The sequence below is a fragment of the Streptomyces sp. NRRL F-2580 genome (genome assembly GCF_000720115.1).
Lineage (GTDB): Bacteria > Actinomycetota > Actinomycetes > Streptomycetales > Streptomycetaceae > Streptomyces.
In genome coordinates, this window is record NZ_JOIR01000014.1 from 78,767 (window position 1) to 92,888 (window position 14,122).

The following is a 14,122-nucleotide window of genomic DNA, read 5'->3' on the forward strand; positions in this document are numbered from 1 at the left end:
GACTCCCGTCGTACAGGTTCGGCGCTTCAGGCTGCCCGCCTGCCCCGTCGTCCGGCGGCGGACGCGATCGCCCGCGTCCGCCGACCGTTCGAGCATCAGCAGGTGGAGCGGCTGGAAATCTTTATGCCGGTGACGCTGTAGGCGTTGGCGAACACGGTGTCGAAATTCGGCGGCAGGCAGATCGATGTCCCGTCCTGGAGCCGTAGATAGGCCACGTCGTCGTTCCGGGTGTTCACGACGCGGTAGTGCGGACGGGACGACGGCGAGGCGTCCTATGCCGCGAAGAGCGGGCCCCGGGATGCCAGAGCAGCAGCCGGCAGGGGCTGTCCGGTGCACCTTGAGTCGGTCCGCCGCCGGGCGCTCGGCGCGGCGCCCACGGTAAGGCCTCTGATGCCAACCCCCACCATGCCCAACTGTCAACCTCTGATCACAACTGCGCCTGAAGCGATCAATAGGGGACTCATTTTCTTCATCGCTGCACAGGCAGAGGGGCATTTCCTATTCTGAAGCCCGGTATCACCGCCCGAGGGTGGGGGACTGGGGAGGGGGACTCCACATGTCCATGGGACGGCCGGCCGGCATTCCGCGCGGCCAGGAGCGGGTGGATGCGCATTTCGCGCGTGAATGGGCAGCTGTGCAGCAGCAGTTACTGACGTACGCCCGCTGGGCGACCGGCAGCCGGGAAGAGGCCGAGGACCTGGTTCAGGCCGTCGCCATGCGCGCCTGGCGCGGATTCGCGCACTTTCGTGGTGACGCCGCGTTCCTGACCTGGACGATGGCCATCGCCCGCCGGGAGGCCGCCCGTGCCGGCGCTCGACGGCAGCGGCTGAGGACACGCGAGGCACCGCTGCCCCTGGATCCTCCCTGGGCGGCGGAGGCGGCGGAGCCGGCGACGCCAGGACCCGCCGTCGGGCGCGCGGAGGGCGGCTGGCTGGCAGAAGCCGCCCGGGGCGCACACGCACGCGGTGAGGTCAATGCCACCGAACTCGCCGTGCTGCTGGCCCGATTACGTCGGCCGGACTCCACCTGGGCCCAGCTGGGCGACGAGCTGGGCCTCCCCGCCTCACGGTGCGCGGTGGCTCACTGCAGGGGCGTCGTCAAGTTCCGGGTGGCCCTCTTCCTCCACCATCCCGAACTGCTGGGCACGCCTGAGGAGCTGTCAGCTGCGGCGGAGCGGGCGGCACGCCGTACCCGGAGCGAACCGCTGACTCCCGACGAGGCCGACACGTTCCGCCAGATGGTCCTCGACCGCTCCCCCGGCCACCGGCCCCGGAATTGGGCGGCCCTGCTCCGGGGCGGCTGCGCGAAAGTCGCGGAAGAACTTTCCCGGGACCGGTAATGGCGTCCCGCCCACCGGGTCCAATGCGATGAAGGCCCGTGCTGCAGCGGGCCCATCAGATGCAGGAGGGGACAGTGGATCAGGCACCACCCCCGGAACCTCACACGGACATCCTGTCCGACATCCACGCCTGGCCGGCCGACGTAGAGGCGGACGTCCCCCACTACTTCGACACGTTGCCCGACGGCTCCGAAACCATCGTGTTCGGCGACGTCGGCACCTTCGCCGACCACGCCCACCAGCAGGGCGACAACCCTTACGGCTACCAGGGCACCTGTGGCCTGTGCTCCTGCGAGGGAGTGCTGCGCCAGTTCGGGCTCGACGTCACCGAGGCGGACGTCGTCCGGCACGCCGTCGAGAACGGTCTCTGCCAGACCGACGGAAGTCTCGCGGCCCGCGGTGGCACCACGCTGGAGCAACAGGCCCAGTTGCTCGGCGACTTCGGCGTTCCGGCCCACACCGAGCAGGCGACCTCACTAGAGGACTTGGCCTCACACCTGGAGGAGGGGCGTGGCGTGATCATCGCGGTCAACGCCGGTGTGCTGTGGGACGACGGGAACTACTACGAGGCAGGCCGCCCCAACCATGCCGCGTTGCCGATCGGCGCCGCCCGAGACCCGCTCAGCGGACGGCTCCAGGGCTTCTACCTCAACGACAGCGGCAGCGGAGAGGCCGCCCGCTTCGTGGATGCCGCGACGATGGCCGACGCCTGGCTGCACAGCGGCGGCAGCTGTGTGGTCACCGACCGCGTCCGCGTCACCGAGGCCACGCCCAGCGAAAGGATTGCGCAGTGAACACCCCGCACGTCCCGCAGACCCCCGGTCGCCCGTACGAGCAGATCCGCAAGGAGTTCGCCGAGCATCCGCTGCGGCGCTCCGAGGTGCCGGTGGAGCACTTCGTTTCGCCTCCCCTGCCCACCCTGCGCTGGGGCGTACCCGGCTTCGCCGTCTTCGCCTCGCCCGCACTGCGTCGCCCCCGGCAGCCTCTCCAGGTCGACACACCCGACCGGTGGTGGGCGCTTGCCGCTGGCGGCGGGGCCGTGTTGGTGTACGCGACGACGCGGGCCCTCCCGCTGGCCTCGGGGGCGTCGGGCGGGCCCGTGACCGTGGCCCCGACAGGCCGGCCGATCTCCGCACTGCGCGAGGACCAGCGGCTGCTGGAGAATCTCCTCGACCGTTGCCTGCCCGACTTCTTCGCAGCAAACAGTGGCGATCCCGGGGACCGCGCGGAGCTGGCGTCGATGCTGCCGCTGCTCCTGGCCCCCGAACTCACCCCATGGGCGCGGGACCTGACGCCCGATTTCTTCTCCTGGCTGGAGCGGTGATGTCCGACGACCGGACCGCAGGCACGAATCCCCCGCACGACAACGACCGGAAGGAGACCGCGGCAACGGAGCTGACAGCGTTGGTGGGCGACATCGAGCAGGCCGCGAACCGGCACAGCTGGCCCACGGTGGCGTGCGCCGCCGACAAGGTGCGGGCCGACCGCCCGGGCCTGCTGCTGGCCGTCTCCTCCGAGGCACTGGTCTCCGGGCTGGCCGAAGCGCTCCCGGCCGGACGGTCCGGTGCCGCGGCCCTGCCCACGGTGGCGCTGGCCGACCTGTACACAGATCCTCTGCGGTCCCTGCACGCGGACCGCGTGCTCCTGGCCATGGGGTGTGCCGAGCTGCTCGGCCCGGACGAGCTGGCCGCCGCCGCGGACCTGGCAACACGTCCCGCCGGCACCATCGCCGTCGTCCTAACCGGTGCCGAGGAACTGGCAGACTCTACCGACGTCGCGCTGGTGGAGGGCCGCTTCCTGCGGATGCTGGACGACGGGAGCGGAGCTCCTCCGGTCTCGGGGCTGCTCCTGTGGTCGGGGCCGCAAGCCACGCCCACCGCCGACGGAGGACTCGGCGAACGGCTGGCCGCCGACGCCTCCCGCCTCGCCTCCTTCGCCTCTCCTTCTCCCCCCTCCCCCGAGGACACAGCGTCCGGGACCACGCTGCTCGAAAGGGAGATCGCCCGCCTGCTCGACCTCGCTTCGGAGGTCGTGGCCGGTCGGCGGGACACGTCCCCCGACGACGGGGCCGGCAAGGCTGCGGCCGCCGCGGCCGCCCGTTCCCGCGCCTTGCTGGACGACGCGTACCGCGATCTGCAGCGCGTCCTCGACCACGAGGTCGAGGCCGGCTGCCAGGAGGTCGAGGCGGGGTTGCGCACCATGGAGCAGGATCTGCTCCGCGGGCTCGACCGCCACCTGACGCAGCACCGGGACCGCGTCCCCGACCGTGCCGGCGTCGACGCTCTGGTCTCCGAATACCTCGACCGGGGGATCGCCGCGTACGCCGCGACGGCCCGGGCTGCCGTCCGGGCCCGCGCCGCCAAGGCCGACCTGGCCCGCGTCGAGATGGAGCAGCGGATCGACGCCGCGTACGTCGCCCACGCGATGAGCCCCCCGGACAGGTCGGCCGGCGCCGCGCGGACGCCACTCGACGAGTCCGCGTGGGAGCCGCGGTCCGGCGCGTCGGCCCCTGGCCGGCCGTCCTCGGGCTCGGGAATGCCCGCCGGTGAGGTACTGGCCGGCAGCGTGCTGGGAGCGGCTACCGGGCTCTCCCTCGGCGCCATCGGCATCCTCCTGACGACGAGTGCCGGAGCCGCAGTGGGGGTGGCGGTACACCGCTACAGGACGGAACAGCGACTCGGCCACGCCGCACGCCATGGCAGCCGCGTGGTCCGCGACCGCGTGGACGAGCTGGCCGCTGCTGCGACGGGGGCGATGCGGGAGCTGGGCGGGGCCATGCGGACCGCGGCCGAGGCCGAGTACGCACGGACCGTCGCCGAGCTGGAAGCAAAGGCGCCGACGGTGGAAGCCGGGCCGCCGGCACCCCGCCGCGCCGAAGCCGGAAGCGCCACGACCGCCGCTGCCGAGCTGGCGGACCTGAAGGACAGGTTCGCCGCCCTGACGACACGGCGCTGATCCCCGCGCGGGCCGCCGGGAGGAGCCGGGACCCGCCGCGCAGAGGCATCGCCGGCAGACAAGCAGGTATCACCGGGCCGACCGTTCACGGGTCACCGCCCGGGACACAGGGAGGGAAGAAAGCCGTGTCCGAAACGTTCAGCTCGACCGGAAGCAGTGCCGCGCAGACCAGCGGCACGCAGACCAATGGCGCTCAGGCCAACGGCGCTCAGACCGGCAGCAAACTCGCCGACATGATGCGCCGCGGCGCGGAACAGGCGCGCGACGAGGCCGACCAGGCCATCGAGGGGCTGGCGAGGGTCGCCCGCGAACTGGAGATGCGGGAGACCGCGGGGCGCCTGTCCACCATCGCCTCCCAGCTCCGCTCCGACACCTTCAACCTGATGGTGATGGGCCGCTTCAAGACCGGGAAGTCGACGCTGCTCAACGCCCTGCTCGGCGGCACCACCGGACCCGTCGACCTGGGGGGCCAGAGTGGCCCGATGGTGGTCGACGACCTGCCGGCCACCGCCACGCTGACCGGTGTGTGCTATGCCGAGCAGCCCTACGTCACCCGGTGGGGGTTCGACGGATCCTCGGAGAAGTGGACGCTGGAACGATATCTGAGGGAGTCCACCCTGGACATCGACGAAGAGGAGACCTCGCGGCGCTTCCGTACCATCCGGGAGTTCGAAATGGGCTTCCCTTCCCGGCTCTGCCAGGCGGGTGTCGTCGTGTACGACTCACCCGGCCTGGACGAGCACCCCACCCGCACGAAGGTGACCCAGGAGGCCACGGCGCGGTGCGACGCCGCCGTCCTCGTCTACCGCAGCGACATCCTGATGGGCCACGGCGAGCTGATGAACGCGGGCGCTCTCGTCAAGGAAGGCACCCGTGTCTTCACGGTGGTCAACCTGTTCAACGGCCGGGCCGTGGACGAGCGGTTGCGTGGCTACGTGTGGAACAAATACATCCGCGACTACCAGGAAGGCCCTGCGTACACCGGCCAGGACCTGACGTCCCGTGACATCTATTTCGTGGACGCGGCCCAGGCCCGCTCCGGGGTCTACGAGGGGAAGCCGGAACTCGTCGAGCAGTCCGGCCTGGCCGCCCTGGAGCGGCGTCTCGGCGACTTCCTGCTGCGGGACCGCCACCACGTACACCTGACCAAGTACACGACGGTGGCAGCCGCTTCCGCGGAATCGGTGGAGCAGCACATCGCGCAGCGGATGCGTGCCGCGCGTACCGACCAGGTGCGGCTGCGCGAGACGTACACCGAGCTTCTGCCGACGATGGCGTCGATCAGGAACCGGCCGGCCCTGCTGCCCGCGCTCTTCAACCGCTACCGCACCGAGGCGGAAGCCGTGCTGGCCGTCAGCTTCGCCTCCCGGATCGCGTCGATGCGGGACGGACTGCCGGCCCACATCGATGCCGTCGAGGTGAAGATGAACCTCGCGCTGGGCGTGTTCCAGCAGAAGAAGGCCGCCGCCGTCATCGGTGAGGCCGTGCAGCAGTACGTGACCGACCAGCTCGCCGACTGGGCCGACGTCGAGGCGCAGCGCGTGCTGGAGCCCATCCTGGGCAACCTCGCGCATGACATCGAGGGTGAGATCGCCGCGATCGGTGACGGCTTCGGTGAACTGCATCTGCGGCTGACGGGTTGGGAGACGGAGCCGGAGCGGAAACCGCTGGTGGGAACGGCCGAGCGGGTTCTGTCGATGGTCGCGGGGTTCGCCCTGGGCGGGCTGGGCGGCGCGGTCGGCGGGGGTACGTCCGGATTCCGCGGCGCGCTCGGCGGGGCGGGCGGCGTCCTGGGGGCGGGCATGGTGCTCGGGCTGCTCGGGGTGAGCCCGGCCGCCCCGCTGGTGGTGCCGGTGCTGCTGGCCGCCTCGTTGCTCGGCGGCGCCGTCGGCGGAGGGATCAACTTGGAGAAGCGGCTCAAGAGGCGGCTCGCGACGGACTCGGACGGCCTGTTGCGGGATCTGCCCGGCCAGCTCGCGCCGCACCTGGGCGCTCGGGTGCGGGCCTCCTTCGAGGAACTGGAGGGGGTGGTCACCGCCGAGATCAACGGCGTGATCGGCGAGGAGGAGCAGCACATCCGGGCGATGGTCGAGGAGAACCAGCGGGATCAGCACGAACGCGACCTGCTGGTCGCACGTCTCGACGCGGTCCGGTCCACGGTCTCCGGGCACCTGCTGAAGCTCCAGAAGGCGATCAGCACGGCTCAGCAGATCTGACCTGGCCTGCCCTGCCGGGAGGCGCCCGCCGGCGCACCCATGCCGCACGGTGCGGCAGAACTGTCGCACGGACGCCTCCCGGTCGCCCCGTCCACCGCACCCCCTCCCCTGTACCCCTCCCCGCACCCGTCCCCGCACCCGTCCAGCACGGACGACGAAAGCGACAAGCCGTGAACCTTCCGTCCCCGCTCGATGCCGCTCTCGCCCGCCATCACGGTCAGCCCTACCGGGACTCGGTGGCCGATGTCCTCGCCCGGGCCGCCGCGGTGATGAACCGTCCGGCCGTCACCCTGGTCTTCGGTGGTCATTTCAGTGCGGGCAAGTCCAGCCTGCTCAACACGCTGCTGGGCCGCGCCCTGCTTCCGGTGAGCGACTACCCCGAGACGGGCATCGCCTGCATCATCAGTCCCGGCCCCGAAGACCGGGTCACGGTCTGCGACGGAGACGGGCGGCGCGAGGTGCCCGCCACCACCGAGGCCATCACGGAGGCCGTCACGCTCGTCGCCCCGGACGGGTCCTACCGCTTCGAGGTGGTGGGCGCCGCACGGACCGTCACCGTCGAACTCGCCCATTCCCCCCTGCCGGACGGCGGACGCTGGGTCGATTCCCCCGGCATCAACGACACACCGGCCATGACCCGTCGCGCGGCGGACATCGCCGCCCAGGGCGACTTCCTGCTGTGGGTCTTCAACTCGCGCCAGCCGATGGCCACCGTCGAGGAGGACTTCCTGCGCGAATACCGCGAACGTCACGGCGCCGAGTCACTGGCGCTGCTGGTCAACGTCTTCCTCGACGAAGACACGCCCGAGGAGTGGCAGCGCTACCTCGACACCCGCGCCCCAGCCCACCTCAAGCGCCTGGAGTACGCGCTGGACGGTGCGCTGCCGCCGGAAGTGGTGTTCGTCAGCGCCCGCGCCGCCGCCGCGCACCCGGACCATTTCGGGGGCCCCCAGGCCGGTGCCCTGGTGAGCCGGCTCACCGACCGGGCCACGGCGTCGGCCCTCGCCGCCCGCCGTGCCCGCGCGTCCCGGATCCTCGAGGCGGCCGCACAGGAAGCCGCCGAACGACTGGGCGCGGAACGTGCGCTGTTCCGGCAGCTGATGGTCGAGGCGGAGGTGGCCCGTACAGCCATCGACACCTCCCGGCGGCGGTTCCTCGACACCGTCGGCGGTGAAGTGGACCGGATGCTGGAGAGGGTGGCGGTGCACGCGCGGACCGCGGGAGACGAGATCGCCGCGGAGCTGGACCAGGGCCCGGTGCTGCGGGACGGCAGCTACGGAGACCGGCTCACCGAACGGCTGCGCACGGCGGCCCGACAGGAAGCCTCCGGCCTCGCGGAGGCCGTGGCCAGGACGGCCGAACTCAACCACCACAAGCCGCCGGGCACGCAGGGAACACGGCGGCTGCTGGACATCCTGGAGCCCGAGCGGGTGTTGGTCGAGGTCACGGGCCGACTGGCGGGAAAGCTCCCGGAGGCCCCCACCGACGGGCTCGGCTCCGCGGTCAGCAGCCGGGTGGGGACGATGATTCCGAAGCTGTCCTGGAAGGCCCTGCGGCACATCGACACGGCAGTCACCGTAGCCGCGGCCTCGGTGCAGGCCGCAAAACTTGCCACGGAGGCGGCCATGCCCGACCGGGCCAAGGTCAAGGCGGACGTCCGCGCGGCAGCGGTTCGGGCCGCCGAGCAGCTGTGTCAGCGGCGCCAGGCCGCGCTCGACGAGATCAGTGCGGGCTGCTGCCCGGTGGCAGCCGCGCCGGCCGATCCCGACCCCGCCCCGGTGGACTGCCTGGAGGCGGCACACCGGCTGCTGAGCCGAGAAGTGGAGCAGCTCGTTGCTGCGACCGGGGAAGCCACGGTGCGATGAGCGGATTCCTCGGCGTCGACGTGCAGCACAGCAGCACGGTACCGGCGCTGCTGGAAGGCGGTCGGCCCCTGCCTGTCGGCGATGGGCTGCGGGTGTGGATCCCCCATGCCTACGGCGAGGGTCTGGGGTGGGGAAGTGCGGCGGCCCAGCGTTCCCTGGCCTCGGGGCGTGCCACCGCGGACCGCCTGCTGGAGTGGCGGCGCGATCCGTGGGACGCCGAGTTCCTGACCGGACTGCGCGACCGGGTCGCGCGCTACCTGGGGCTCCCGGAGCGTGCGGGCCCGGCGCCCGGCTACCGGGTGGTGCTGTGTGCCGGACCCGGCACACCTGCCGACGCCGAAGAGTACGTGGAGGAGGCGGGACTGGGCGGCGCCCTGCGGGTCGGACCGGCCGAAGCGCTGCTGTGCCGACGTCTGGCCTCGCCCGGGCAGCCGCTGCCCACCGGTGCGCTGCTGGCCGTCGCGGTGGGCGAGCGATGGAGCGTACTCGCCCCCTTCCGTGCGATCCGGTCGGACGGCGGACCCCTCGTCCTCACGCGTACCGGACCGGACACCGTACTTGCGTACGGCGGGGGCGAATGGACGGAACTCCTCGTGGGTCAGGTGCTGGCGCGGTGCCGCGAGGACGCCCCGGCCGCCGATCTGCTGGCTCTGGCCGACGGCGTCCAGGAGTGCGCGGCCCGTCTCGCGCAGGCCGACGCCGTCGAGTGGCAGGGCGCCTACGCCGAAAGGCTGTTCGCCCCGCTGGTGGTGCGCGGGGCCGAACTGGCGGCGGACCCGGCCGTGGCCGACGGCCTGCACCTGCTCCGGCAGTCCGCCCGTGCGGCCGTGCCCCACCCTTCCTCGGTGGTGCTCGGCGGGCCGGGCGCCGTCTGGCCGGCGATGCGCTCCGCGCTCACCGATCCGGCGGCAGGGGCGTCGGTGTGGTGCGGCCCCGAGCCGGCGACCGATCTCGCGGCCGGCGCGGCCTGGTGGCCGCTGCTGCGTTCCTGTTTCGCGCCCGTGCCGTCTGCGGGGTACGCCGTTCACGCCGTCGGCGCCGTCCCCGCGATCCCCGCACAACCGGACCGCGGCCCCAACGCGGCCTCGTCCACCCCGTCCACCGACCGTTCAGGATCCGGGCCGTCGGGGCCGTTCTCCCCCGATTCCCGCTGCCCCGACCCTCTGGAGGTGCTCCCACCGTGGATGCGTCCATGACTCCCTCGAGCGGGCCGGAGGCCGACGCGGCGCTCCTCGCCGCCCCCGCCACCACCGGACCGCCGCGCGCCGTACGGGGAGGCGGCTCCGGATACGCCGAACCGGCGGACCATCGCCGACCCGACCAAGACGTGGCCGAACTCCTGCTCAGCCTGCTGGAACGCCGGTACCTGGGTGACTTCGACGCCGCCCGTTGGACCGTGGGAGGACCCGCGCGATCCGCACCGCGCCCGCTTCTGCACCAGGTCGAGGCCTTGGGCGCACCCGTCCCCGGTGAGGACTGGAACGCGGCTCTGCCCCACGTACTGAATTCCTGCCACAGCGGTGGACACGTACTGAGCGTGGCGGTGCACGGCACCGGTACCGTGCACCGCGTCCATTGGGGCGGACGACGGATCCCCGGGGTCTCGGCCGGCTCCACGGAGGACTTCCTGCACGGGCAGACCGGCACACTGCGTGCTCACGTCCCCGGCCTGCGGCTCGGCCCTGCCCACCAGCCCGACGAGGGTACGCACGCGGAGCTGACCGCGTTCCTGCGGACCGCCCCCGCGCTCGCCGTAGTCACCGGCATCCCCTCGCCTTCGTCCGGGCTCTCCCCTGCCGCGTTCCAGTCGCTGGACCGGCTCACCTCCGCCGTCGACGGGCGCTACGCCCTCGTGGTCGCCGCCGAGCCTCTGCCCGCCGCCGTTCTGGACGCCACGCTGGACCACTGCCGCCGGATCCGCAGCGAGATCCACGCGCTGGTCCGGCGTACGGTCAGCAGTACCGAGGGCAGCAGCAGTTCGACGTCCATGCCCCTCCCCCAGGCGGGTGCCGAGGCGCTGCCCGCGCTGCTGAGCAGGATCGCGGTGTTCTGCGCGCTGGCGGCGGCGGTCCCGCCGCTCGCCCCTGCTGCGGCGATGCTGCGCCCGCTGGGCCGGGTCGGCCCGCTGTCCGTCGCACTGGGCGGGCTTGCGAAATCGACGGCCGTACCGCAGAGCACCCCCTCGGGGACGACGGGCAGCAGCCGGTCGCTCGGCGAGAGCAGCGAGCTGCTCAACGGTGCCGCCGAAGCCTGTGAGCGGCTGCTCCAGCGCCATATCGATCGACTGGAGGCGGCCCGGTCACAGGGCTGGTGGCGTACTGCGGTCTACCTCGCGGCGGAGAGCGACGGCGTGCTGGAGTCGCTTTCCGGAGCGCTGCGCGGTATCTGCAGCGGCGAGAGCACGGCTCTGGACCCGCTGCGGGTGCTACGGCTGCCGCCCGCCCTGCTGCGCGAAGCCGTTCTGCAGGGGCAGGTCCTGGCCCTGACGCCCGCCGACGGCAGCACCGGTCACCCGCTCGGTCCCGCGTTCGACGCGCTGGCCACCAACATCACCTCCACCGAGCTGGCCGTTCTCCTCGCGCTGCCGCGCCGAGCCGTGCCCGGGCTGCCGATGCGCGAGAGCGCCGAGTTCGCGCTCGTCGCCCCCGAGGTGGAGCACCGTCCGGTGACGCTGGGCAGGCTGCTGGACAGCCGGGGCGGCGTGCACCAGTCGGTGGCAGTCTCCGCCGAAGACCTCAATCGGCATGTGTTCATCACCGGGATGACCGGCTACGGCAAGACCACTACGGCGAAGAACCTGCTGCTGGAGGCGTACACCGGCCTGGGCGTGCCGTTCCTGGTCATCGAACCGGCCAAGGCCGAGTACCGGCATCTGGCAGCGCATCCGGGCCTCCGTGGGCGCCTGCGCGTCTTCGGCATCGGGCCTCAGGCTCCGATGCCGCTGCGGCTCAACCCGTTCGAGCCTCTTCAGGGCACCCCGCTCTCACGCCACCTGGATCTCCTGAAAGCGGTGTTCAACGCCTCGTTCCCGATGTTCGCCGGCATGTCGTATGTGTTGGAGGACGCCATGATCGAGGTGTACACCGAGCGTGGCTGGGACCTTCAGTATTCCGTCAACGATCTTCTGGGGCGCCGCCCGTCGGCGGCCGACCGTGCTGCGCTGATCCCCTCGGTCGGTGACCTGTACGGGAAGATCGAAGAGGTGCTGGACCGTCGCTCGTACGGGCGTGAGGTCCATCAGAACATGGGAGCCGCCCTGCGGTCCCGACTCGGCAGCCTGCTCGTCGGCACCAAGGGCATGGCCCTGGACACCCGGCGCGGGGTGCCGGTGACCGAGCTGTTCGAGCGTCCGGCCGTGGTCGAGCTGCGCGGCCTGGGAGACGACGAGGAGAAGTCCTTCGTCATGGCCCTGTTGCTGTGCATGCTGTACGAGCATGCGGAGGCCCGGTCCGATACCGATGCCGCCCCGTCCGGCGTGGGACTGCGGCACCTGACCCTCATCGAGGAGGCACACCGGCTGCTGCGCGCCTCGCGCGGCCCGTCCGGCGGTGAGGTGGGGGATCCGCAGGCCAAGGCGGTGTCCATGTTCACCGACATGCTGGCCGAGATGCGCGCGTACGGCGAGGGCTTCGTCGTCGCCGACCAAGTGCCGGTCAAGCTGGCGCCGGATGTGGTGAAGAACTCCAACGTGAAGATCCTGCACCGGCTCGTGGCGGCCGACGACCGCGCGGTGGTGTCGGCGGCCGTGAACCTGACGGACCGGCAGAGCCGTCATCTGGGGCTGCTGCCGCCCGGGGTGGCGGTGGTACACGACGAGCGGATCGGATCGGCTGTACTCGTCGCCATGCGCGAGGCGGACGAGGTCGTGGCGGCGGGCGGCACGCAAGGGCCGGAGACCGACGACGGCCGCCCCGGTGCACCGGCCGAGGCCAACCGCCACTACCTCCACCGGCACGGAGGCTGCCGCCGTTGCCCGTCCCCCTGCACCCTGCTCCACCGGATCGACCGGCCGCCGGCCCGTCGATCGGCGGATGCCGCGTTGGCGCCGTTCTTCCAAGGGCTGGTATTCGGCCAGGCGGAGGAGTTGTGGGAGGCGTGGAGCGCCTGGAGGGCCGAGGCTCCGGCCGACGGCGAGGAAGCGTACTGCGCCTTCGCCCAGGCCGCGCAGCGCCATCTGGCCGCGCTCCCGCGGAGGGTCCCCGCCCGGGCCGTGGCCGCGGGACGCGGTGCGGCTCCTGCGGAGCCTGCCGCGTCCGAGACGACCGGCGACGAGACCGGCCGTCATCTGCTGGCACGCGACCGGGCCGCGCGGGTCCTGGCGCAGCTGTGCGAGGACTGGCTGGCCGCCACGGAGCTGACCGCACACGCCGTGGCTCGCCTGGAACAGGCTCGTGCCGAGTTCGTGGCGCTGGTGGCGAGCCGGCCGGACCGGGAACTGCCCGGTTGCACGGACTGTCCCGCGCGCTGTCGCCCCTTCGCGCTTCTCGCCGACAGCCTCCCGGCCTACGCGGCGCAGGTCGCGGCCGCTGCGGACCGCCCCGTCCCGCTGGAGTCCCGCCTACTGCTGATCGACCGCCTCGCCGACGAGTACGCTCCGGCCGCCCGCGGGGCCATGGAAAAGGACCGTGCGGCACTGTTGTACTGCATGACGGTCACTGCCAACGCCTACGACCGCGGCCTCAGCGCGCCACCCCCCACGGAGGCCCTCGACGCCCTGCGTTCGGACCGGCCGGTGGTTCCGTAGGGGGAACTCCGGCGCCGCCGTAGCGGGATGTGACGCAATGAGGAGCCCGGCGTCGGCTCCGTCCCGCTGGTGGTGGTCCAGCGCGGCGGATTCGGGGAAGGCGCTGTCGCCGGGCGACGGACGCCGTCGAGGGCGCAGGCTCCTGCGGCAATCGCCGGACAGGTCACGGCGGCTGGCTCATACTCGAAGATGCGCCACGACACACAGGTGATGAGCCGGGAGGCCGCGGCGCAAGACGGTCCGCGGCAAGGCAGCGGGGGGATGACACACGCTCATGACGACTCCGGAAACCTCCAACACGGCCACATCCGGAAGTGCGTGGCAGCTCGGCAGGGAGGAACGCGGGCTCGCGCGCCGGCTGGCCCTGGGGGTGGTGAGTGAGGTGGCCGCCGGGGAGCTGCCCCTCTTCGAGCAGCGCGCCCAGAGCCACTTCCGGCCCCGGCTGTGGAGCCGCCGGCCCTTGTCACTCGATGTCGTCGGGCTGGCGGCCGAGGTCGTGACCCCCGCCGCCCTGTCGGCCGCGGCGGGGGTGGTCGGCGTGATGTCGGCCGAGCTGGTGAGCAGGATGACCTCGCGCGTCGCCGGCCGGGTGTCCCGCCGTTGGCGACGGTCCGAGCCGGAGGCCGGGCGGGTGGAGGCCACGCCGGCGCCGACCGCCGCGGAGCTGTCCCGCTGGCATGCGGCCGCGCTGGCGGCTGCCAGGCGCCACGTGTCCGAGCCGCTGGCCGAACAGATCGCCGACTCCGTGCTGGCGGAACTCACGAGGATGCTGGCCGCCGATGCGGCGGCGGGACCGTCCTCGCCGGATCCCACCGGGCTGCCGGCGCCCGAGGCCTCGGGCGCCGGCAGCCCGGACACCGCCGAAGCGGAGGGCACCGCGGCCCTGCCGCCCGGCGGGGACCATACGCCCCCGAGGGACGACACCGAACACGGCGACGGACACGGCGAAGGTCACGGGCACGGGCGCAGGTACGGAGACGATTCAGCGGCGAGGTGACCACGG

At 72.4% G+C, this 14,122-nt stretch carries 10 protein-coding genes; 9 read left to right on the plus strand and 1 reads right to left on the minus strand.

Annotated features, from left to right (window positions below; translation table 11 throughout):
• Positions 1-95 precede the first annotated feature (95 nt).
• A complete protein-coding gene (locus IF88_RS46565) occupies positions 96-236 on the minus strand; it encodes a hypothetical protein (protein WP_158754437.1) in 141 nt (46 codons plus the stop codon).
• Between the two features lie 320 nt (positions 237-556).
• Between IF88_RS46565 and IF88_RS0117790 the strand changes: the two genes are divergently transcribed.
• The 9 genes from IF88_RS0117790 (at position 557) to IF88_RS0117830 (ending at position 14,116) form a co-directional block, all read left to right on the plus strand.
• Positions 557-1,339 (plus strand): RNA polymerase sigma factor, encoded by a 783-nt coding sequence (locus IF88_RS0117790; RefSeq protein ID WP_078892955.1) that lies wholly within the window; start codon positions 557-559, stop codon positions 1,337-1,339.
• A 74-nt stretch (positions 1,340-1,413) separates the two neighbouring features.
• Complete coding sequence (locus tag IF88_RS0117795; protein WP_158754439.1) at positions 1,414-2,133, plus strand: hypothetical protein; 720 nt, start codon at positions 1,414-1,416, stop codon at positions 2,131-2,133.
• On the plus strand, positions 2,130-2,663 hold the full coding sequence (locus tag IF88_RS0117800) for a hypothetical protein (protein WP_030712656.1): 534 nt from the start codon (positions 2,130-2,132) through the stop codon (positions 2,661-2,663). The genes IF88_RS0117795 and IF88_RS0117800 overlap by 4 nt, the downstream gene beginning before the upstream one ends.
• Positions 2,663-4,294, plus strand: coding sequence for a hypothetical protein (locus IF88_RS0117805; RefSeq protein WP_030712658.1), 1,632 nt, complete (start codon positions 2,663-2,665; stop codon positions 4,292-4,294). The genes IF88_RS0117800 and IF88_RS0117805 overlap by 1 nt, the downstream gene beginning before the upstream one ends.
• Before the next feature lie 125 nt (positions 4,295-4,419).
• Positions 4,420-6,510: a dynamin family protein gene (locus IF88_RS0117810; RefSeq protein WP_030712659.1), complete on the plus strand. Its 2,091-nt coding sequence runs from the start codon at positions 4,420-4,422 to the stop codon at positions 6,508-6,510.
• Between the two features lie 170 nt (positions 6,511-6,680).
• A complete protein-coding gene (locus IF88_RS0117815) occupies positions 6,681-8,375 on the plus strand; it encodes a dynamin family protein (protein ID WP_030712660.1) in 1,695 nt (564 codons plus the stop codon).
• Positions 8,372-9,571 (plus strand): hypothetical protein, encoded by a 1,200-nt coding sequence (locus IF88_RS0117820; RefSeq protein ID WP_030712664.1) that lies wholly within the window; start codon positions 8,372-8,374, stop codon positions 9,569-9,571. Before IF88_RS0117815 ends, IF88_RS0117820 begins: the two co-directional genes overlap by 4 nt.
• A complete protein-coding gene (locus IF88_RS42125; protein WP_051837089.1) occupies positions 9,568-13,119 on the plus strand; it encodes an ATP-binding protein in 3,552 nt (1,183 codons plus the stop codon). The genes IF88_RS0117820 and IF88_RS42125 overlap by 4 nt, the downstream gene beginning before the upstream one ends.
• Before the next feature lie 274 nt (positions 13,120-13,393).
• Positions 13,394-14,116: a hypothetical protein gene (locus IF88_RS0117830; RefSeq protein WP_030712667.1), complete on the plus strand. Its 723-nt coding sequence runs from the start codon at positions 13,394-13,396 to the stop codon at positions 14,114-14,116.
• Positions 14,117-14,122 lie beyond the last annotated feature (6 nt).